At 68.6% G+C, this 20,760-nt stretch carries 14 protein-coding genes and 1 pseudogene; 5 read left to right on the forward strand and 10 right to left on the reverse strand.

From position 1 onward, the window contains the following. Positions 1 to 51 precede the first annotated feature (51 nt). On the forward strand, positions 52 to 1,458 hold the full coding sequence (locus GA0070560_RS18460; protein ID WP_091299080.1) for a hypothetical protein: 1,407 nt from the start codon (positions 52 to 54) through the stop codon (positions 1,456 to 1,458). Positions 1,459 to 1,701: 243 nt separating this feature from the next. On the opposite strand, the gene GA0070560_RS18465 is transcribed toward GA0070560_RS18460, so the two are convergent. From GA0070560_RS18465 to GA0070560_RS18470, 3 genes are read right to left on the reverse strand one after another with little or no spacing between them, the layout of a single operon-like run. Beyond that, positions 1,702 to 4,389 (reverse strand): RNaseH domain-containing protein, encoded by a 2,688-nt coding sequence (locus tag GA0070560_RS18465; protein WP_139131528.1) that lies wholly within the window; start codon positions 4,387 to 4,389, stop codon positions 1,702 to 1,704. After that, positions 4,386 to 7,721, reverse strand: coding sequence for a pPIWI_RE_Z domain-containing protein (locus tag GA0070560_RS28265; protein ID WP_139131529.1), 3,336 nt, complete (start codon positions 7,719 to 7,721; stop codon positions 4,386 to 4,388). Before GA0070560_RS28265 ends, GA0070560_RS18465 begins: the two co-directional genes overlap by 4 nt. Continuing rightward, the gene (locus tag GA0070560_RS18470; RefSeq protein ID WP_139131530.1) at positions 7,718 to 8,917 is read right to left on the reverse strand and encodes a restriction endonuclease-related protein; all 1,200 of its coding nucleotides are present in this window, start codon (positions 8,915 to 8,917) and stop codon (positions 7,718 to 7,720) included. The genes GA0070560_RS28265 and GA0070560_RS18470 overlap by 4 nt, the downstream gene beginning before the upstream one ends. A 255-nt stretch (positions 8,918 to 9,172) precedes the next feature. Between GA0070560_RS18470 and GA0070560_RS18475 the strand changes: the two genes are divergently transcribed. Further along, positions 9,173 to 9,661, forward strand: coding sequence for a GNAT family N-acetyltransferase (locus GA0070560_RS18475; protein WP_091299084.1), 489 nt, complete (start codon positions 9,173 to 9,175; stop codon positions 9,659 to 9,661). Positions 9,662 to 9,830: 169 nt separating this feature from the next. Here GA0070560_RS18475 and GA0070560_RS18480 read toward each other — a convergent pair whose 3' ends face one another. Further along, on the reverse strand, positions 9,831 to 10,763 hold the full coding sequence (locus GA0070560_RS18480) for a hypothetical protein (protein WP_091299087.1): 933 nt from the start codon (positions 10,761 to 10,763) through the stop codon (positions 9,831 to 9,833). Positions 10,764 to 10,903: 140 nt separating this feature from the next. Next, complete coding sequence (locus tag GA0070560_RS18485; protein ID WP_091299089.1) at positions 10,904 to 12,439, reverse strand: hypothetical protein; 1,536 nt, start codon at positions 12,437 to 12,439, stop codon at positions 10,904 to 10,906. Positions 12,440 to 13,343: 904 nt separating this feature from the next. Here GA0070560_RS18485 and GA0070560_RS18490 point away from each other — a divergent pair. Further along, positions 13,344 to 13,877: pseudogene (locus tag GA0070560_RS18490) on the forward strand (FAD-dependent oxidoreductase); the annotation flags it as partial. Here the strand turns inward: GA0070560_RS18490 and GA0070560_RS18495 are convergent. The 4 genes from GA0070560_RS18495 to GA0070560_RS18510 are packed head-to-tail and all read right to left on the reverse strand — an operon-like array spanning position 13,856 to position 16,768. Then, a complete protein-coding gene (locus GA0070560_RS18495; protein WP_091299093.1) occupies positions 13,856 to 15,265 on the reverse strand; it encodes a hypothetical protein in 1,410 nt (469 codons plus the stop codon). The pseudogene GA0070560_RS18490 and the gene GA0070560_RS18495 overlap by 22 nt on opposite strands. After that, a complete protein-coding gene (locus GA0070560_RS18500; RefSeq protein WP_091299095.1) occupies positions 15,262 to 15,825 on the reverse strand; it encodes a hypothetical protein in 564 nt (187 codons plus the stop codon). The genes GA0070560_RS18495 and GA0070560_RS18500 overlap by 4 nt, the downstream gene beginning before the upstream one ends. Continuing rightward, positions 15,822 to 16,313 carry a DUF7665 family protein gene (locus tag GA0070560_RS18505; RefSeq protein ID WP_091299099.1) on the reverse strand — a complete coding sequence of 164 codons (492 nt, stop codon included), beginning with the start codon at positions 16,311 to 16,313 and terminating at the stop codon, positions 15,822 to 15,824. The genes GA0070560_RS18500 and GA0070560_RS18505 overlap by 4 nt, the downstream gene beginning before the upstream one ends. Then, complete coding sequence (locus GA0070560_RS18510) at positions 16,310 to 16,768, reverse strand: hypothetical protein (protein WP_139131531.1); 459 nt, start codon at positions 16,766 to 16,768, stop codon at positions 16,310 to 16,312. The genes GA0070560_RS18505 and GA0070560_RS18510 overlap by 4 nt, the downstream gene beginning before the upstream one ends. Positions 16,769 to 16,934: 166 nt before the next feature. Between GA0070560_RS18510 and GA0070560_RS18515 the strand changes: the two genes are divergently transcribed. After that, positions 16,935 to 17,282: a hypothetical protein gene (locus GA0070560_RS18515; protein WP_091299105.1), complete on the forward strand. Its 348-nt coding sequence runs from the start codon at positions 16,935 to 16,937 to the stop codon at positions 17,280 to 17,282. After that, positions 17,279 to 18,397 carry a HigA family addiction module antitoxin gene (locus GA0070560_RS18520; RefSeq protein WP_091299108.1) on the forward strand — a complete coding sequence of 373 codons (1,119 nt, stop codon included), beginning with the start codon at positions 17,279 to 17,281 and terminating at the stop codon, positions 18,395 to 18,397. Before GA0070560_RS18515 ends, GA0070560_RS18520 begins: the two co-directional genes overlap by 4 nt. An 869-nt stretch (positions 18,398 to 19,266) precedes the next feature. On the opposite strand, the gene GA0070560_RS18525 is transcribed toward GA0070560_RS18520, so the two are convergent. Further along, complete coding sequence (locus tag GA0070560_RS18525) at positions 19,267 to 20,457, reverse strand: IS110 family RNA-guided transposase (RefSeq protein ID WP_091299111.1); 1,191 nt, start codon at positions 20,455 to 20,457, stop codon at positions 19,267 to 19,269. Between the last annotated feature and the right edge of the window lie 303 nt (positions 20,458 to 20,760).

Raw genomic sequence — 20,760 nt, forward strand, 5'->3', positions numbered from 1 at the left:
CCGTATGGTACCTACCAAGGCGGCGTACCCTCGCGAAGGGCGGTTGACCCGTTGTCGACGTTGATCCAGCTGACGGCCGAGCAAGTCGAGCTCGTCCGCCACGGTGTCCTGTCCGATGCCACTTTTCAGCCGATGCCGATGGCGGCGGTCAAGTCGTTCGAGTCGGCACGAGAAGGAACGCGGCGCGCTCGCCGTGCACCGGTTCGGAAAGCGGCTGAGCCTCGCCGGCGCATTGACTCCCTAGACCGCGAGGTCGCCGCCGAGTACTGGAAGCACCAAAAGATCGAGCTGGCCCTGCTGATCGGCAACGTCGACCTGCCCGGCTCGCCGGGTTCCGGATGGGCGGTGGTGGCGCTGGCCCGGGCGCACGCGCTCGGCAGGCTCGGCAGCGGGACGACCGGCGTACGCAATTTAGAGATCCGGAATTGGACTGTGCTGGCCACACCAATCCCGGTGGACGCCATCATCAGCGGGCTGCCGGTCAACGAGGCCCACTGGTGGCGGCGGAATCTGCACGCGTCGGCGAGGCCCATCCCGCCCAGCACCGACGAGGCGACTCTTCGCCAGCTGCGGCAACGGATCACCGGCTTCGACGAGATAGTCCGGTCCGTGCTGCTCCCACCCGCACCGGCCGGTGGCGCCGCGGTCGCAGGGCGGCCCGCTCTGCAGGAAGCCCGGGACGCCAACATGACCGCGGCTCGCCTGTTCTCCCCGGACTGGCGTGACCTCGAGCCGGTCCCGCTATCCGACGAGCCGTCAGCCGAGGTGGCGGCTTTCGTCGCGGAGCTGAGGCCGGACGAGAACGACCTGATCCAGGACGACATCATTCCCTTCGAGGGCTGGGAGCAGCATCGGTCGCAGGGCGGCTGGGTGGAGTTTCAGTCCGAGGGGCGCCGGCTGCTGGTCAAGAACATCAACTTCAAGTCGGCTGAAACGCAGACCGGCGCGGACCTGGTCTACTGGCGCAGCGAGCCGGACGCCTTCGTTATTGTGCAGTACAAGGTGCTGGACCGTGACAGTAAAGGACTGATCCACCGGATCAATGGCAACGATCGCCTGCTCGGCCAACTCGAGGCGATGCTGGCCTGCACCCGGCCGGACGGCGTCCCTCCCGCGAAGGTCGCTGACTTTCGGCTGGCCGGTACCAGCGCGTTCGTCAAGTTCGCCCATCCGATGACCAAGCTGCATACCGATCATCAGCTGATCGACGGGCATTATCTTCCCGCAGAGCTGGTCCAGCTGATGTATGCGGATCCGGATCTGGGGCGCGACGGCGGCAAGATGCTGCGCTTCCCACCGGAGCGCAGCATCGACCCTGAGACGTTCTCCCGGCTGGTCCGCGACTGCTGGATCGGCACCTCGGGCAAGGCCAGCGCTGCCCTCCACCGGTTTCTACCGGGCCTGCGTGCGATGCCTCCCGCGCACTTGGTCATCGCCTACGATGAACGTCGCCGCTGACGATGCTCTTGCCTCGGGTTCGCGCAGCAGGCCGGCATGTCGGCCGACCGCTCGTCGTAGTCGCCGCGGGCTCGCAGGCTGCCCCGCGAGTCACTCTTGAGGCATAGCCCAGTACGCAGCCGTCCGGACTCCCCGAGTAGCTCAGCCTCAGCCGGAATCTGGCGGTGGCACTAACTCGGGAGCCGCCCCCGGTGCCGAAGGGAGGAGCCGTAGCTCCAGCAATCCGCCGATCGGTTGGGCGCCTCACAGGTACTCGTCCGCTAGCGAGCAGAGGTGCAGAACACCCGGATATTTGGTGGCCTGGTCGGTGTGGGCATGTGCTCTACGCAGCAGTGACACCAGAGTGGCGAGGGCTGCCGGATCGTCGTTGGGCTGTTGGTGGGCGACGCAGATCTCCAGGGGCACCGGGTTCGACGCCTGCACGGAGAAGTTGGTGTGGATGTCGGGGTCGAGCTTCGTGCGGCCGTGTGGAGTTTGCATCTGGTCGGACTTGGGGTTGACGGAGTAGTAGACGCGTTCGCTAGCGCGGAACAATCCGCTGACCCTGGGGTGGTGCTTGTCGAGGTCGTTGGCGAAACCGCGGGGGACTTCCATGGTGCTGGAGCGGTCTCGGACGCGGACGATGCGCAGGCCTGGTGTCTTGTCCGGTCCGTTGGTCTCGGGGAGGTCGGCGTCGTCTTCGATGTCGACGCCGGGCAGGATCAGCTGGTCGGGGCGCAGGTGCTTGTCCTGCATCCAGTCCCAGCCCCAGTTCCGGAATCCGGCGGCTCTGACCATGATGATGCGGTCGTGGGTTGCCGAGTCGGCGGTGCCGCCGATGCCCAGGACGTTGACGAGGAAGCCGGCGAGGATCTGCTTCTGTTGCCTGCCAGGGCCGATCCGTCCTTTGCCATCGGCGAGAAGGGCGGGTAAGTCGGCGTAAGGGACGGTGTGAGAAGGGCTGCCATCTGCGCCGGGGAGGTAGGCGGTTGCGGTGCCGTCGGGTTGTTGGCGGATGACGATCGGGATGCAGGTGGGGCCGTCGTGGTGTAGCCAGATCCCGACCTGCTCGATGTCGGGCAGTCCGACGGGCATGTGGTAGGGACCGAAACGGCCGAGCTGGCGCAGGCAGTCGTTGATGGCGGACGCCACGCGCAGGATGGTGCCGGCCCCGAACCGGGTGCCGGGGTAGGGCTCGGGCTTCTTCCGTTTGGCGTTCTCGGGCCAGGTCTTCGGCTCGGTGAACAGCTGGGCTGGTCGCAGGCACTGCAGGCGCCGATTGGTGCGGGCGAAGGCCTTCTTCAGGCCGGGTTTCGGGTCGATGAGCCGGGCGCGTTGGAAGAAGGCAGCGTCCTGCAGTTCGACGATGGCCCCCAGGCGGTCGGTGCTCCCGCCGAGCACCTCCCTTGCAAGCCGGTTGGTGTGCAGCTGGAGCATGGCGTCGTCGGTCTTCTTCTTGTCCGGGTCGGGTTGGACGCCGACGCCGATCTCGGCGCCGTTGCGCAGGCGGACGGTGATGTTGAGGTCACCGTGGAAGCGGACCATGCTGTTATCGGCCGGGTCGGGCTCGCGTGCGAGGCCGAAGTGGTGCTCCAGGGTCGCAAGTACGGCCTCGCGAGTGATCTCGCTCTGCGTCCACAGTTCGATGGTGTACGTGGTGTTCGGGTCGAACGCGGCTTTGATCTTGCGGGTGGCGCGGGAGCCGACACGCTCGAGGTCGGGCAGCGGCCGGATCCCGCGGGTGGCGAGGAGGTCACGCAGCCTGTCGTGGACGTCGACGTGGTCTCCTGGCACCAGGCCGGTGTTGGCGGCGTGAACAAGTGTCTTGGCTCGTCTGGTTTCCTTGCCGTCGGCGTCCACGCTGGGTGCGGCGTCGGCGTCCGCCGTTTGACTCTTGGTGCCTTCGCTGTACAGCACGTAGGCGCGGATGGCCCGTTCGTCGAGCAGGTCGGCGGCTGCCGCCGGGTCGGCGAGGGTCTTGTGCGGGTCGGGGAACGACAGCTGGGTGAGCTTCGCGAGGGCGCGGGCCAGGCCGGGGCTCCACTGCCACTGCCAGCCGCCGCCGGGGATCCGCATCTGGCGTGCCGGCGCGGCCAGCAGGGTGTGGGGTTCGTCGTCGCGGCCGAGGAAGCCTTGTGGTCCGTGGAGCCAGATGGTGGCTGAGGTGGGGCCTTTGCCACGCGACGGCACGTAGGCCACGGGCATGAGGGGGAAGCGGCTGATGCTGACGTCGGCGTGGATGCGCGGTACGGGCAAGTTGGGTGCCGTCTCCACGTGAAAGTCGATCTTGGCGGTGACGAGTCCGGGGCCGGCGCGGTCGTCGTCGGTTCGCTGGGGCGGCCAGAGGACGGCGCTGCGCCGGCCGTCGCTTCTGGGTGGCCCGAGGATGAAGTCGCGCCGGGCCTTGCCGAGCAGGTCGAGTTTCCTGTCGACGACCTCTTTGGCGAGGAACGAGGGCAGCATCTGGTAGACGTGCGGGGCCACCGCGGCGGTGCCGTTGGCGCGGACGGCGTATTCGAGGAGATTGAAGCAGCGGCGTTCGAAGACGAGGTCGGCTGGTTTGAGCATCTGGTACCAGTCGACCTGGTCGGTGATCTCGGTGGTGGCCCAGCTGGCGATCGCGTCGGTGACCACGTACGTGTCGATGCCGGGGAACGCGACGATGAAGTCGTCCGACCTCAGGTCCCAGTTGACGTACATGATCGCCGGGTCGATGCCGCAGAGGAGCTCTTTGAGGCTGCTGGTGGGCAGCGAGTGCCCGGGGCGGCCGAACGGCCGGGTGCGCCATTGCTTGTCGAGTTCGGTGAACCAGGTGGCGGGCATCGCCGCGACGTCGCACTCGACGTCCCAGCGGGTGCCTGGCTCGATGTCGAACGCGAGCAGGCGCAGGTGGTCGCCGGTAGTCCTGCGGGGTGGTTTGGCCGTGTTCTCGCTGGTCTCGGTGTCGGTCACCGGGGGGTCCTCCTCGATCCCAGGGGGTCGTTGGTGCGGACCAGGTGGCCCATCAGGCCCCACACGGCGGTGTTGACGGCGTGCTCTCGCAGGCGGTGCTGGCTTGCGCCGTCGGCGGGCGTGGCCAGCAGTTGTCCAAGGTACTGGTCGGTGGCCACGACGATGCTGGTACGCGCCGTGTCCGCGGTTTTCTCCTCGGGGTCGGCGAGTCGTTCGGCGAAGGCCGCGTCGCACAGCAGCACGGTGGTCGGCTGGTTGCCCCGGATGCTGCGTCCGATGGTCTGGCTCATGGGGACGAGGTTGTTGGCGACGAAGACGCGCCGGTCCTGGGGGTCGAGGGCGCGGAACTGGATGGGGCGGCCGATGGCGTCGAACCAGACCTTGCGGGCGGTGGAGCGGAGCTGCTTCACGAGGCTGCCGACTTCGCCGGGGGCGGCGGCCGGCGGCCGTTGGAGGTGGTCCATGGCCAGTTGGCTCACCAGTGACAGGGGGAAGGCCAGGTCGAAGGGCGGCGGGTGGGAGCGGGTCAGGTAGATGACGGCGCCGAGGGCGGCGGTGTCGTTGGCGTTGAGGATGTTGTAGCCGCGCTGGATCGACATTTCGGCGGCGACGAGGATGTCTTCCTCGCCGGTGCCGAAGCGCCCGACGAGACGGCGTTGGATGCCGCCGACGCCGGGGTCGGCGGCGTCGGGTACGACGATCCGCGCGCTGAGCTGGGGCACTCGGGCGTTGATGTGGTCGCCGACGGTGCGTGCCTCGTCGCCGGAGAGGACCACGAACAGGATCTTGCGTCGGTCTTCGGGCAGCTTCGTCCGCAGCTCGTCGACGAGGCTGCGCGGGCGGCCGTCGACGGGCTGGCACAGCGCGGTGACCAGCAGCCGAAGGGCGTCGTGGCGCCGGCTGCCGGTCTTGCCGGACACGAAGATCGGGTCGGCGCCGTTCCTCTGGGCCTTGACTGCCATGTGTGACTTTCGCAGGGCGGTCTCGTCCTCGGGGGGTGGGCGCAGCACGGCGGTGGGCTCGATGGGGATGTGGTAGAACGACGAGCCGGGTGCCCAGCTGGTGGCGGAGGTCAGAACGACGTGGGGGCCCTGCACGCCCTCGCAGGCGAGGAGGTCGTGCGCGTGGTGCAGTAGCCACCGGCCGACTCCGTGGACCCACAGCAGCTGGAGCGATGCACCACCGTTGCGGCTGTCGGCCCACCGCAGGGCGAGGATGTTGCCCATCGGGGCCTCGGGGACGAGCGGCCGGTAGTCGCGTGGAGGCTGGTCGGCCCAGAAGGTTTCCTCGTCGGGCAGTTGCAGGTGTTCCCGCACCGACGGGTACATCGTCGTCATTGTGAAGAAGGTCGTGGTGATGCGGCCGGCGCAGATGGCTGCCTCGACGACCAGGCGCAGCAGGCCGCGACGCTGGTCGAACCATTCGCGGCGCACGTGTCCTGCCTCGATGTTCGGTTCCAGCCACCGGTCGAGCCAGTTGTCGATGGCCAGTGCCACCGCGGCGTCCGTCCGCGGCTGGCGGGTCACCTGGGCGACGACGTCGTCGAGGCTGTGCGGCTGCTCGCTCAGCGGGCTCTCCGCGAATTCCTGCAGCTCCTGGCGGTAGAAGTCGTCGGCGAGGTCCTCGACGCGCTTGTCCCCGTCACCTCGCGAGGGCAGCCCGAACAGGGTTCGGGCGACGCGGCGCAACAGCGAGTGCGCCGTGAACGGCGCGTCGCCGAGCAGCTCCTTCAGCCGCTGCCCGGGCGGCGACAGGGCCAGCCGGTTCAGGACGAAGACCGCGTTCTGGTGGATCTGCAGCTGCGTGTGCCAGCGGTCGACCTCGTCGTCGGCCGCCGGGGCCATGCTCTGGTTGTCCAGGGCGGCGTTGGTGTGCTGGACCATCCGGTGCGTCCAGCCCTTGCCCGCGGCCACCAAGGGCTCGGTCTGCACGAACCGGGAGTCCAGCACCTGCTGGACCGCGTCCGCCTCGTCGATGACGAGTAGGTCGGTGTGCGGCTGGAAGGCCTCGAACCAGCGCATGGACGCGTCAGCCGGTTCAGCGCGGCTGGCGATGAGGCACTGCGCGGTGGTGACCCAGACCTGCGCGTTGACGATCTCGCGGTGAGCCTTCTGCGCCGGGCAGATCGACAGCAGCGGGCAGTCGTAGGTGGCCGGCTCGTCTGCCTCGGCGTCGCGGAGCTTGCCGTGGCACGGGAACTCGTTCGGCTCCAGCGGCTTCCAGTCGGGGTTGGCCGAGCGCCGGAAGGGTTCCAGCAGGCAGGAGGCGTTGGCGTAGGCGGCAGCCGGGTCGGCGGGGTTGCCGTCGTCGGGCACGAGGACGGGAGATTCCTCGATCGCGGAGCGCCAGTAGCGTGCGGCGTGCTCGGCTCGGTTGCTGCGTCCGATCAGGGGCACGGCGTCGATGCCGATCGACCGGAGGAACGACACCTTGGCGTAGACGTCACCGACCGAGCCCAGGACCATCCCGACACGGTTGCCGTGCTTCAGCACCCGGTTGACCGCCAACACGTCGGTGAGGGTGGTCTTGCCCGAGTTCATGAGCCCGACGATGTGGGAGACGCCGTCGAGGACGAAGGTCTCGGGTCTGTCGACCAGGCCGGGGCCGTTGCGGTCGACGGAGCTGAAGCGCATGTTCTCCGTCAGGCGCTTGTGCCAGTTCCGGTTCGTGATGTGGGGCTTGCCGACGAGCCTGCGGTCGATCTCCTTCGCCGTCTCCAGCAATTCCTTCTCGAACGACACGGTCCAGGGTTCCCGGGAGCGGCGGGCCATGAGGGGAAGCCGCGTGACGGGCGGGGCCGGCGGCAGCGTCGACGGCAGGTGGATCACCTCGACGCTGTCTCCGACGCGGAACTCGTACCGCCGCCCGGCCGGTGCCGGCGGCCGGGGCGGGGTCAGCCTGTACTGCAGCGGGTCAGCCAGCGCCGCGTCGTACGTCGCCACGCGGTCCTGGCACAACGCCGAGCCCGCGACGGTGAACACGGTTTTGTCGTTGACCTGCCCGTCCGCGGCATCCGTGCGGGCGAAGCGCCGCCATTCCTGCGGCACCCGCAGGTAGTGGTTGAGCAGCCTGCGCCAGTAGCCGCGCCGGGCCACGTCACCCATGCGGTGTCGCACCCGCCGGCACTCCGCCACAAACTCGGGCGGCAGGTCGACGTACCCGGACAGCAGCGGCTGCAGCGCCCCCACTGGCTCGCCCGGGAAGTGCTTTGTCAGGAAGTGCAGCCCCAGCTCGACCCGGCAGAACGCGTCCCGAGCCATCACCGCCTCCGGGAACTGCTCCCGGCGCATCTGCTTCATCAAGCTGTCGCGCCACGACGAGGTCTCTCTCACGCGGCCAACTCCTTCGCCCGCTCCTTGGCCCGAGCCACCAGCTGGTTCTCGTCGATCACGCGCACGCCCGCGACCCGCCCGTCGAGTTCGGCCTCCAAGTCGCTGATGTAGCCCGCCTGCACCGCCCGGTGAGCTGGAAGCGCCAGGTACCGCCGGTCGCACACCGGTGCCTGCGGCCAGGTGAATCCCCGGCCCAACAGCCGCGCGCTGACCTGGTCCTTCGCGTCCACGCCCCAGGTCTCGGCAACCTCCGGCACCCCGCCGACGCCTGGGCGCAGGAACTCGATCAACACGTCCAGCGCGTCGACTCCCGGGTACGGAGTGACCCTGACCGTCGGCGCCAGCGAGTCGACCGACAGCGCGTCGATGATCCGCGCCTCCACCAGGCCCGGGTCGTGGATGTACTTGCGCGTCGCCCGGTGTTGCTCGTAGACCACTGCCGTCGGCACGGCCGTCCACGTCTCCGGTGAACCCCCGGGACAACCCGCGGTCGCGCAACACGCCGAGGCATCGGCCAGCACGTTGCGGCACGATGGGCACAGGATGTACTCCTGCGGCGCCCGGGCGGGCCTCGAGTGGTAGGCGAGGCTGATCAGCCGGTGGACGTGCGTCTGTCCGCTGTTGTCCGTCGCCGGGAAGCGCCGCTCAAGGCCGCGAACCTCACGGTCGGCGACGACCGCGTGGTCGATGAGGTAGCGCCGAAGCACCGCGTACGCCTCCCCGATCTCCTCGTCCGAGGAGCCGTTCGCGGCTGCGGCTTCCCGCAGCGCCAGGTGTACCTGGTTCTCGGTCCACTCGGCCTCCACGTCGTGCCGCGCGAGCCGAGAACCCTGCTCCGCGAACTCGGACAGGTCACCGTCGGCCAACAGACTGTTCTGCAGGTCAGTGATCGACAGGTCAAGCTGCACAGGCCACGTCGCCAGCGGCTGCGCACAGAGCTCCAACAGGGCGAGGTCACTGTCGAGCGGCTGCAGAGCCTGGTCGGCGAAGCGCCACCACAGACGCGAGAAGCCCACCCGCCACGGGGCCGGCAACAACCCCGCCTCCTTCGCCGGCCCGCCCGCCGCCTGTCTCCTCCGCTGAACGATGCCGGCCAGTCCAGCGGACAACATCATCACCGTCAGGTAGTCATCATCCGGGGTCCGATCCCGTCCGAGATGCTCGCCAACGATTGGTACTTGAACATGAACGTCCACTGAAGCCGTTCCTCACACCTAAGTCCGAGCGGTTGCCCCCGCAAAGGGGCGGCTCCAGTAGACACCGCGCCCCTGACACTTTCGCGGCCCGCGAGATAAGGCCGCGAGCGAGCCTTCCGATTGATCATCAACTGATCGCCGCATGCCTCGTCTTCGTGGCCGTCGTTGACCGGCCGAGTAGGACGTCAGGTCGAGCAGAACCGGCTAGGGTGCCGGCGCCGACGAGGGGTGGCGTGCCGTACGTACCCTGGTCTGATGCTGCTCCGCACGTCCCAGCCCGCTGACTACCAGCAGATGGCGGACATCCTCTACGGCATGGGCCACGATCAGGAGGGCTGGGACTACCAGTACGCCGCCGAGGGAGGCCCTGATCCGTCCCTGCCGAGCTGGGTAGCGGTCGACGGGAACGAGGTTCTTGGCCTGGTCGAAGGCCGCTTCGACTCGACGTACGACGAGCGCATCGAGCAGCCGGACCACCCCTTGCCGCACGCGTGGATCTACCTGATTGGGGTCCGCCCCGACGCGCAGCGGAAAGGCATCGGCACAGCTCTGGTGCGCTACTTCGCCGAGCAGGCAGCCCTGGCAGGATGTTCATTCGTCGCCCTATCGCCTGATCAGAGCGATGACGATGTTATGAAGCGAGTGGCCTTCTTTCGATCCTGTGGCCTCGCACCGCTGATCAACGGTGACCCTGAAGACGTTCACGGCGCGCCGCTTGCCGAGTTGCTAAGCCACCTGCGATAGCTAAGCGGCCAAAATTTGAGCGGAAGCTGGGCGCGAATGAGGTATCGCTCTGGCGGTGCTCAGATGTTCGGCACCCCAGCGGTCGCCGGTCGCGACGATCGCGACGGACCGGACCCCTGGGCCTGACCTCAGGTCCTTGATCCGAGCAGAATCAGTTGGGGCAACGCCTTCAGGACCACCAACGGCTCCTGACCTTGATCTCGCGCACGGGTATCTCGGAGGGATGTAGGGGGCGTTCGACGATGGGGCGCATCGTGTGGGGTGTGATGCGGTCGCGTTCGTGTTCCTCGGCGAACCGGGCGGCCTGTTCGTGTTCGCCGAGGGTGTCCAGGGCCTTGAGGAGGTCGGTTACCAGGATGTCGAGGCGGTGGGTTTCGGCTTCGGCGGCGAGGAACCGTTCGTGGTGGGTGACTGCCCGGTGGCCGCACCACTGGCGTAGCAGTTCGTGACGGGGCCGGTCGTGGCGGCGGTACCAGTCGTACTCCCATTCCGGTGTCGTCGACCGGCTGTCGCGGCCAACGCGGTAGTCATCGCCGAACTTGCATTTGTGGCGAGACCGGGCTTCCTGCTCGATGACGAGGTCGAGGACCTGGGTCGGATGGGCACGGCACGCGGCCTCGACCAGTTGGAGGGTGCCGGCCGGCGACAGGATGGCCCGGCCGTCGTGGTCGAACCATTCAGCCGAGGCGAGGATGTCGTCGATCGGGCCGCCGATGATCTCGCTCAGTCGGGCCCTGTCTCGGATGTCGGTGGCGCATGACACCGGGGACCAGAGCAGTTCCGCTACGTTGTCGCTGATCAAGAGGCCGAAGATCTCCTCGACGCAGGCTTCCTCTGTGCGATCGAGGCTCAGATCGTCGATGCGTTGCCAGTTCGCCATCAGCGAGTCGAAGGTCCCGACCTCGCTCCACGGCACCCGCAGCCGCGACCCGGGGACCTTCTCCACCCGTTCGTCGGGGTCGTCGAGGAATCTGATCTCGAGGCGGGCGCTGGTCTTCTTCGGCTCGACGGCCAGGATGCGGACGCGTTCGGACGGTCCGTGGTCCGACTGCCGGTACGCCCATTCGTCGCCGACGGCGAAGCGGGAGGGGTCGATTCTCATCCAGCCGTCCTTCGGGTAAGCGTCGCTTGTTGCGTGGTACCGGGTCATGCTGGCGGTTCGCGCCGCGATGGCGGCAGGTCCGGGCGCGGGCTCGTGCGCATCCGGCCGGGGTGTGGTGGCGGTTGAGGTGTGCACGCACTTCAGGCGCCGCGGTCGAGTAGCCGGTGGTGCCAGGATTCCGCCTGTCGGCGGGTGCTGGCGTGGGCTTGCCGGTCGTGATCAGGGCGGTGCTCCTTGCGTGGCCCGTGGGGGCTCCAGTCACCGAGGAACGGGCGCAGGTCGTCGGGTCCGGGTTCGGGGGTGTAGTCGATGTCAGCCAGCACGCGGGGACTGCGGGTGGGGTCGATCCGGTCGGCGGCGGCCCTGCCCCACGCGACCCAGCTGGCGAGGTACCCGCCGGCGCCGGTCCGCCCCTCGGCCGCATGTTCAAGGGCGGTGCAGAACGCGCGGATGTCAGCTGCGGTGGTCCACGCCTGGTAGGCGTTGCGGAAGGTTTCCGCGCGGATGTTGTCCGCGGCCCGGACGCGGGCGTCGGCCATCGCGGCGTGCCATTGCGCGAGGGTGGCCTCCTCCTGCCGTCTGCGCTCGGCCGCTGCTTCCTCCTGCCGCCGCCGGTGCTCGGCCTCGGCCTTCTCCCGCGCGGCTTCGGCTGCCCGCCGTTGCTGTTCGTCGGCGGTGACGCCAGCCTCGAACCCTTGGATGATCTGCGCGACGCGCTGTTCCAGACGTACGCGTGCGGTGTCGGTCCAGGTGTCCCGGTTGTCGTGTCCGGCCCGGGCGATCTCCAAGCGGAGTCTGCCAGAGTCGACGACGTCGAACTCCGCGGGTTTCATCCACGGCCGCAGTCGCAGCACCTTCAGCTCCTCGGCGGTGGGTTCGTGCGGGACCTGGTCGCGTTCCTCGGTCAGGGTGACCGTGCGTCGGACCTGCCCGGCCTGGAGGAACACCCGCGGGTGTTTCGCCTTGGTGTTGACCCCGAGCCGGTGCCCACGCCGGGCCGCCTCGCCAGCGAGCTGCCGGATCAGCAGCAACGCCCGGGGCAGTGAGCCCGGGCTGACGGCGAGGTTGGTCGGATCGGCTTCGAGGGCGCTGAACGCCAGATGCGGGTCGGTGGTGACACGTCGGGTGTTGAGCCGGATCCGGTTCCAGTCGGTCTCGTCCGGACCGGCGTCGGTGTACAGGCGGATGACGATGTCGCCGGCGTCGCGGCCAGTGTGGCGCAGATGGTGGCCCGAGGGCACAAGTCCCTGCTGCTTGAACGCGTGAATGATCCGGCGGTACCGGGCCCGCGTTCCACTGTCGGGACTCTCGATACGAACCATGCCGCCCTCACGCTGCAGGCGGTCGAGCAGTTCGCGAGCCGATCGCAGCAGGTCCGCCGACGAGGCGCCGCCGGCGATGCCGCCGGGTGCCGGTGTCTCGGACCGCGGGAGGGAAGCACGGTGGTCCGGGTGATCGGGATGGTGGCCATGCTCAAGGTAGAAGCGACCGGCGTCGGTCGAGCACGCCTTCCACACCCCTGCCTTGCGTGTCACCGTCACCAGGTTCCGGTCCTGGAGCGCACGCGCCGACCGGCGGTACTCGACGCCGTCCGGGCCGCTGAGGTCATTGCCGCCGTGGATCCGGCGAAGCAGGTCGAGCTGCCGCTCATTGAGCGAATCCCATCGCTGCACCACCCGACAGTAAGGGGCACGACGTACTGGAAGGAGCTGAACACGGCTGTACGTGGCAGCCCGGTCCGGCGAGCGGCCGAACCGGCCTGCTGCACCCCTTCCTGCGAGGGCAGCACCACACCTGCGGGCAGCACAAGACCGCTCATTCAGGGCGGCTGCGAGCTGATTGCCGTCGACCTCGGCCCCTGGCTCATCTCCGTGTGAAGGCGGAGCGCCGCTGTCATACGGGGAGCTGCCCGCGGCCGTCGAACGACAGCCGACGTCCCGGACGGGGAGCCCCTAAAGGCTCTCGTCCCGACCCGGCCTCCTGTCGGTGGCCCGGCGTACCGTGGCCTTGCTGGTGGCCTCAGCCGGGCCTCGAGGAACATGGAAGGGAAGTGGGCGGATCATGAGTGCGCTACCTGATCTAATCCCGCTGACCGAGGGCGTAGCGATTTTCGGTGGCGGAAACGCGTACTCCTGGTACCGCGCCCAGGCGCATCGAGACGGAACTGTGTTCATGGGCGGTCAGCGAGTACCGGTAGTCAAGGTCTCCGGCCGATGGATGATCTCCAGTACAGGCGTTGCGCAGGCTGTCGAAGCCGTTCGTCGCGAGAGGAGCGAGATCGCCCAACGGACCGCCGACTACGAAACCGGTACCCTGCACGAAGGGTCGGTCGAGCTGACGGGCGGACGCCACTACACGGTCCGAGGACCGTTTCACCTGCTGACGGTTCCGCAGCCCATGGCTCCCGCGGACAGTTGGTGGATCTGCAACAACTGCAGGCGCTCGGCGATGATGCAGCACGATCCAGACAGGGAATGCCGCCGCTGTCGGGACTGGAGCCCGTGCGCGAACGACTGCACGCTGGTCGGTGTTTCCTGTCCGACATGCGGGACCTCTCTGACGCTGCAGCCGGCATGACGGTCCTACGCCACCTGCGACGGGTTTTTCTTCCGCGCCCAGGGCACCGCCGTCGTCGGCGGCGGCAACCACCGCTATGGAGGAAGCCACCTTCCTGACCCGCTTCGCCCGCAGCATCACAATCAGCCACCGCCGCGACACCTTCTGGGCCAGCCGCAGCGTGGCCGAACGGGCGCTGAGCAACGAGCACCTCCGGGTGGTATGGAACAGCGTCGTCGAGGAGATCCTCGGCCACGACGGTGCCGTCGCCGGAGCCCGGCTACGGGACGTCTAACACCGGCCGGACCCGGGTCCTGGACGTCACAGGCGTGTTCGTCGCCATCGGCCACGACCCCGCAGCGGCCTGTTCCGTGGCCTGGTCACCCTCGAGGACGACCGCTACGTCACCGTCGACTCCCCGGCACCCGCACCAAACTGCCCGGCGTATTCGCCGCCGGTGACCTCGTCGACCACACCTACCGCCAGGCCATCACCGCAGCCGATACCGGCTGCGCTGCCGCCCTGGACGCCGAGCGCTACCTCGTCACCCTGTCCTGACTCCCTTCTCCCGCCGCCGTCTCTGAGATGGCCGGGCGTTGGTCACCTTCGGGCAAGAGGCGGCCGCCGATCACATCGACTTCGCGGGTTGCCGGTGCGATATCGACGTCGTTGGTTTGCAGGTGCAGGTTGATCACGTCGAAGCCGTCGCCGGACAAGGTGGCACGGGCGCCTTGGGCGACTGCGAGGCATGCGGTGACGACGCCGACGAAGGCGGCGCCGACGGCGGTTCCGGCGAGTTGGACGGATCCGCAGGGATCGCGTTGCTCCAGGTCGGCGAGGGCGGCTGTGGGAGCACGCCGTTGCTGGGGGACGTCACTCTTCCAACCGGGGACCTGGTCGCTGGTGACCTGAGCGGGGAATCGGCGCAGGAGCAGGGCGTTGAAGTCGGCCGGTCCGACGCCGAGTCCGGCGTCGATGGCGAGCTTCCAGCCGACTTCGGAGATGAGCCTGCGGGGGTCGAGGCTGTCCACGCCGAGCAGCGCGACATGGTGGTCTTCGGTCAGGACGCGGCTGGTGTGATCGAGTCGCCGGTCGAGGATGACGACGTCGTAACCGGCCCGCTCGAGGACCGCTGCGGCGAGGCGGGTCTTGCGGACCGGGTCCGGCTTCACCGGGGTGAGGAGCCCGGTGCTGTGGTTGGCGTCCACGACGCGCTGGGTGTCTTGCAGGACGATCTCGACCCGGGGCGGGTCGGTGTAGGTGAGCCAGGACATCACCCAGGCGTAGGCCTGGCCGAGGTGACCGAGGCCGACGATCCACCAGGCTGCCGGTGCGTGAGTCAGCTCGGGCCCCTCGGCGCTGGTCCCCGGGTGCCAAAGGTTCACGGTGAGGGTGCGCCAGCCGGCGTCGCTGCCTGGGCGGTTGCGGATCGCGCCGAAGGCCTCGTGCACACCGAGGGCCCCGGCGGCGATCGCGGCCAGGACGTTGCCCTCGGCGGGGTGGCCGGCCCGGGTGTCGGCCGGGTGGACGTGGGCGGTCCAGCCGCTCCATCCGGCTCGAAGCCGGACGCCGCCGTCGGGTGCCGGGAGCGTAGCGTCGCCGAGGTACAGCACAGGCCAGTCCGCCGGGACCTCGGTCAGGTCATCGGCGTGCCGGGCGCCTTCCTGCTCGACCATCTGCGCGATGGTGTGCCCGCGGTGCGGTCCGGCGGTCAGTGGCAGGCTGCCGTCGGTGATCACGATGACCTGGCCGAACGCGCGGACCGCCGTCGCGACGGCCGTGCACAGCGCTGCCTGACCGCGCACGTCCGAGGCGACGCTGTCCGCGACGATGGCCATTCCAGTCGCGACGTGCGCGTCGAGCGCCGCGTCGACGGTCGCCTGCGTTCCCTCGTGCACCGCCAGCAGGGCGGTGCGGTTGAAGATGTCGGTGATCGAGGTGGTCATCGTCTCTCCTGACGCTGCCGGCGGCGGAAGCGGGACAGCATCCGGCGCCACCACGGTGTGCGTTGAGCGGCCAAGCGCCCTGCGGGCACGAGCAGGAGCTCGGCGGCTTGTTCTCGGTAGAAGGACGCCCAGGTGCCTTTCACCCGCAGGTGGACCCCGAGCTGGGACACGTCGGTGACGCCGGCCGCGAAGTGCGGGGCGATCAGCGCGACGTGGCCGTCCCGGGCGACCATGGGGTGCGTGGCGTCGACCCGGCTCTGCTGAACACGGTGAGCCGGGTGGGTGTGAATGTCGCCGACCACGCGCAGCCCGTCACGGCGGCAGAGGTCCTGCAACGCGGTGTAACCGGCGGCGTGGAAGTCGATCCGGCCGGTCAGGCAGTCCGGATCGAGGTCGTCGTAGAACGCGATCGCGGTGACCGGCTGGGGCAGCTCCTCCTCCGGGTGGGTCCGGTCGGTGAGCAGAAACGCGCCGCTCTCGCGGTTTCCCTGCCCCCGCTCGGCGAGACCGGCGAGCAGGACGTCGAACAGGTCCGGTGCGATCGTCAGACGGGCGGTCACCGGGCAACTCCGTTCTGGGGCATCGTCGCACAGGACAGCTCCCGGTGCAGCTCGCGCAGGTAGAAGCCGATCGTGCGGTTCACGTTCCAGCACCGCTCCGGGCGCTCGCTGGCCCAGTTCGAATGACTCGTGATCCCGGCTCGGTCGCAGGCCAGGTACGGCCCGTTGTTGTTATCCGGTGACCAGTCCGGGCGGAAGATCTCCGGGTTGCGGCCGGAGACCGGCCACTCAGCCACGGGCAGCGGCGTGTCCGTGTTGATGTTCCAGGGCTGCCCTGCAGGCGCCTGGAGCGGGTAGTCCTGGACGTCGAGTCGCATGCCCAGCTCCGCGTCGTCGCCGACGGCGATGGCCACCGTCAGGAACGGCCAGGTGAGGTCGATGACGCGCCAGGACCCGGCGTCGACACCGGCCTCGACGTCGGCGGCCTGCAAGTGCCGGCGCAGACGTCGCTGGTCCGGGTCGACGCCGGGCTCGAGCGCTGCGGTCATCCCTGCGGCCGGACCGTGTGGACCAGGTCGACCATGGCGCTGCAGGTGCGCTTCGGGACGATCGTGGTGACCGGGGCGTTCAGGTCGAGGTCCTCGGTGCCGCCCGGGACCCGCAGCACGAGGTCCGCGGCGTCGGCCGCGCTGATCTCGAACACCTCGATGGCCCGCTTGCGGAGGCGCCGCAGCCGGGTGGAGGGGTGGACCTTCACCACCTTGTCGACACCGGCATAGCCGACGGTCACCGCGATCTCGCGGCAGGTCGTCTTGGCCAGATGCCCCGGCCGGCCCACCAGGGCCCCTTCGACGGTCGCCGTCACGTCCAGCTCGGACTCGTCATCGACCAGGAAGACCTTCTCGTCCTCCTCCAGAGCGAGAAGGTCGCTGAGACGGAGGTCCGGCTCGACCTCCTGTGTCTGGGCAGCTCCGGCACCGGCGGCATACACGTGAACACGCATCGCAACTCCCTACTGACTGTGCGGATATGGTCGAGTCGGTAAAGCCCGACTCGTCTGGAGGCGAGGATACTGGAGATAAAAGTCGCGCACAAGGTAAAGATCCCTGGCAGGATCGGGGGGTGCCTCCGCCGCTTGCCAGTCACCGGCTGCGGGATATATTCGGGCGGTGCTCGTGACGGTGGCCGACCCTGACCTCTCGCAGGCCCTCTGCGTCCACGCTCTGCTCGTGGAGACCTGGCGTGACGCAGCCCGCGAGGTCATGACCTTGCTGCAGGTCCTGCACACGGCGGCGCCGACGCTGGCCGACGTCCTTGCGCTCGGCCTGATCGCGTTGGCGACCTCTCCGGCGACCCGGTCGGCGCTGGTCCTCAAGTACCGCCGGGTGAGCCTCGTCGCGCGAGGTCTGCGTGAGGACGGTAGCGAGGTGCCCTCTGCGCACGATCACCCGCAGGAGGTCGTCCGCCTGGAAGTCCAGCAGATTCACGTGGCCGTGCTCGCGGAGGCCGCTCGATGAGCGACATCGCCGAGTTCAAGCCCGACTGGTGCATGCACCCGGGTGAGCTGTTGGCCGAGGTGCTCGAAGAGCGGGGCCTGCGCCAGTCCGAGCTTGCTGGACGCACCGGCTTGTCCGCCAAGCACATCAATCAGATCATCAAGAAGTCCGTCGGGATCAGTCCGGACGTCGCTATCCTCCTCGAGCGAGCGCTCGGTACGCCCGCCGACTTCTGGATCCGGGCGGAAGCCAAGTACCAGGAGCACGAGAGCCGCCACAAGGCCGCTGCCGCGCTCGACTCCTACCGCGACTGGGCGGCCAAATTCGATCGACCGACCCTCGAACGGCACGGCATCCTCAAGCTGGCCGACTCGGACACCACGGTGGTGGACAAGCTCCTCAAGTTCTTCCAGGTCGCCACACCCGCCGCATACGAACGGACCTGGGTGCGCCCGTCCGTCTCGTTCCGGCGCAGTCAGGCGTTCACCATCGACGAACCGAACACCGCCGTGTGGTTGAGGCTCGTGGAGCTCTCCGCCGACGCCGTGCCCGTTGCGCCGTTCAACCCGCGACTCCTTCGCAAGGCCGCCATGGGGCTACCAAAACTCACCACGATGACCGTGCCGAACGGCTTCATCGCCGCGCGGGCGGCGCTCGCAGAAGCCGGCGTCGCGCTTACCTTCGTCCGCGAGATTCAGGGCACCCGCGTCTGCGCGGCCACATGGTGGATAACCGGAGACCGGCCAGCCATCGGCATCACCGCACGACACAAACGCCCCGACAACTTCTGGTTCAACCTCATGCACGAGGTCGGACACGTCGTCCTGCATCCGCGCCGGGAAAGCTACCTCGACCTGGAACCTATCGACCCCGACGACCCGGCAGAGAGCGAAGCCAACGACTTCGCCTCGGGCCTACTCTTTCCCGGTGATGCGAGTGAGCGAATCGCTCGAGCTCGTAGCCAGCAAGACCTCATCCTCATCGCTGCCGAACTCGGTGTCGGCGTACCCAGCGTTGCCGGGCGATACGGCAACCTCACCGGAGACTGGAAGACCTACGGCAGGCTGCGCCCGACCATGAGCGAAGACGAGATACGAGCCCTCGAAACTGCAGCGAAGCATCCGGATCGGCCGTAGACGTAGGTGCAACCCGCCAGAGTCGGCTCCCGTGTTCGCGGACGGGCTGGGCGGTCGACCGGTACCCCACCCGAGGCGGCTGCGCGGCGGCAACCTTCCCTAGGGCGCGCCCACCTCACCCGCGCTGGCCAACCTGTGCGCCCACCCAGCTCGACCGCCGCCTCACCGGCCTCGGCGACGCGTTCGAAATCACCTACACCCGGTACGCCGACAACCTCGCCTTCTCCGGCGACCTCGCCACCCGCCGGATACACGACCTGATCGCCGCTGTCACCAGCGTCGTCCGCGACGAGTGCTTCCGAGTCCACCCCGCCAAGACCCGCGTCCGCGGCCGCGCCGACCGGCAACTCCTCGCCGGACTCGTCGTCAACCGACACTCCGCCACACCACGCGACGAGTACGACCGGCTCCGCGCCATCCTGAACAACGCCGCCCGCACCGGCCTCGCCGCGCAGAACCGGACCGGCCACCCCGACTTCGCTCAATACCTCATCGGACGAGTTGCCTGGGTCGGTCATCACTAGCCAGCACGCGCAGCCAAGCTCGCCACGCTGCTGGCCCAAGCACTTGCGGCACCGTACACTGACGCGGCGCGGCAACCTCGCGAGGTCTTGACAAGGACGCGTCGAACCGACCGAGGTAGGGCCTGAGCAGGACTTACGCCTGTTCTGCTGATCTTCGGCAAGCGAGCACAGCGACGGGCGCGTGCGACCCACTATTCTGAAAAAAGAATAGGAACCCGCAGGTAGTCAGCCTCCGGGTACAGATAGAGCGTCGTCTTAGGAGTCTCCATGTGACTCCCGTTGATCTTGACGGGCAGGGTAGATCGGCCGGCGCGATGGGCTCGCGCCGGCGGGGAGCCGTCTGGTTCAGGCTGCGGCGCGGACCGTGGGTGCCGGTCGGGCGAAGGCTTTGCGGTCGCGGATGAGTGCCCAGAGGACGTCGACGCGTCGTCGGGCGAGGGCGAGTATGGCTTGACGGTGGTTCTTTCCTTCGGCGCGTTTCTTCTCGTAGTAGGCACGGGAGGTGGGGCATTCTCTGGCGGCGGTGAAGGCGGCCATCCACAGAATGTGCCGCAGTCTCCGGTGGTAGCGGCGGGGCTGCCGATGGTTCCCGCACACCGTTCCGGAGTCGTGGGAGACGGGTGCCAGGCCGGCGTGGGCGGCGAGTTTCGCGGGGCTGTCGTACTCGGTCATGCCGGCGGTGTGGACGAGCAGTTCGGCGGTGAGCAGGGGTCCCATGCCGGGCAGGCTCTCGATGATCGGCGCCAGCGGGTGCTGGTCGAGCTGGTCGGCGATGAGGTCGTCGACGGCGGCGATGCGTTGTTCGAGGGCGAGGATCTCGGTGGCCATCTGCCCGACGACCACGGCGGCGGCGCGTTGCCCGGGCAGGTTCACGGTCTGCTGCCGGGCGGCGGCCACCATCGCCTCGGCGACCTGAACGGCGTTCTTCACGTGCCCACGACGGAGCAGGGCGGTGATCCGGTCGACGCCGGCGTGCCGGATCGCGGCCGGTGTCTGCCAGCACGCCAGGACCATCATCGGGGCCTTGCGGTTCAGGTCCACCGCCCGCTCCAGAGCGGGACTGATCCCGGTGAGCAGCTCCTGCAACCGGAACAGGGTCGCGACGCGCTGCCCGACGAGGTCGGCGCGGTAGCTGGTCAGGACGGTCAACTCGGCGAGGAGCCGGTCGGAGGGTTCCAGGACTGGGATGTCGGGGCGCATGCGGATGGTCTGGGCGATGACGACCGCGTCGCGGGCGTCGGTCTTGTTCTCCCCGGCGAACGCGGCGGCCATGTGGAACGCGACGGTGCCGGAGACGTAGCGGACCTGAACCTGGCGCCGCCACAGCAGGGTCAACAGGAGGGCGGACAGGCCGGTGGTGACGTCGACCGCCCAGCAGACCGGCCGGCCATACGTCGACACCTCGGCCATGACCGTGAGCAGTGAGGTCTCGTCGTTGGCGACCCGGCGGGAGTAGACCAGCCGGCCGTCGCCGTCAACGGCGGCGACGTGGTGGTGAGTCTTGCCGATGTCCACGCCGATCCACAGCTTCGCCACCCTCGCGCTCCTTCCACTTGATCGGTTTTCTCGGTCGGGCCCTCGTCTGTGGGTTCGGGTTTGCCGGCACCTTCTCAAGAGGCGAACGCAGGTCGCGGATCTCCATCAGCGGTCTACCGAATCTCGCAGACGACGAAGCGGCGGGTGGCATCTCCTACCGTGAGCCAAACGATCTCAGCGAAACACACGCAGCCATACCCACCGCTCCCGGACATCAGGGTCTACGGCCACCAGAGCCGCGCCCGTTCAACCAACCCCACCCGCGAGGCGAGAACAGGCGGCACCTCGACGCTCAGCCACGAT

The organism is Micromonospora halophytica (genome assembly GCF_900090245.1).
GTDB lineage: Bacteria > Actinomycetota > Actinomycetes > Mycobacteriales > Micromonosporaceae > Micromonospora > Micromonospora halophytica.

Bases quoted from the DNA above. Each gene is read 5' to 3' on its own strand.
- GA0070560_RS18475 (WP_091299084.1), top strand. From the start codon at position 9,173: ATGCTGCTCCGCACGTCCCAGCCCGCTGACTACCAGCAGATGGCGGAC.
- GA0070560_RS18480 (WP_091299087.1), bottom strand. From the start codon at position 10,763: ATGAGAATCGACCCCTCCCGCTTCGCCGTCGGCGACGAATGGGCGTAC.
- GA0070560_RS18495 (WP_091299093.1), bottom strand. From the start codon at position 15,265: ATGACCACCTCGATCACCGACATCTTCAACCGCACCGCCCTGCTGGCG.
- GA0070560_RS18505 (WP_091299099.1), bottom strand. From the start codon at position 16,313: ATGACCGCAGCGCTCGAGCCCGGCGTCGACCCGGACCAGCGACGTCTG.
- GA0070560_RS18510 (WP_139131531.1), bottom strand. From the start codon at position 16,768: ATGCGTGTTCACGTGTATGCCGCCGGTGCCGGAGCTGCCCAGACACAG.
- GA0070560_RS18520 (WP_091299108.1), top strand. From the start codon at position 17,279: ATGAGCGACATCGCCGAGTTCAAGCCCGACTGGTGCATGCACCCGGGT.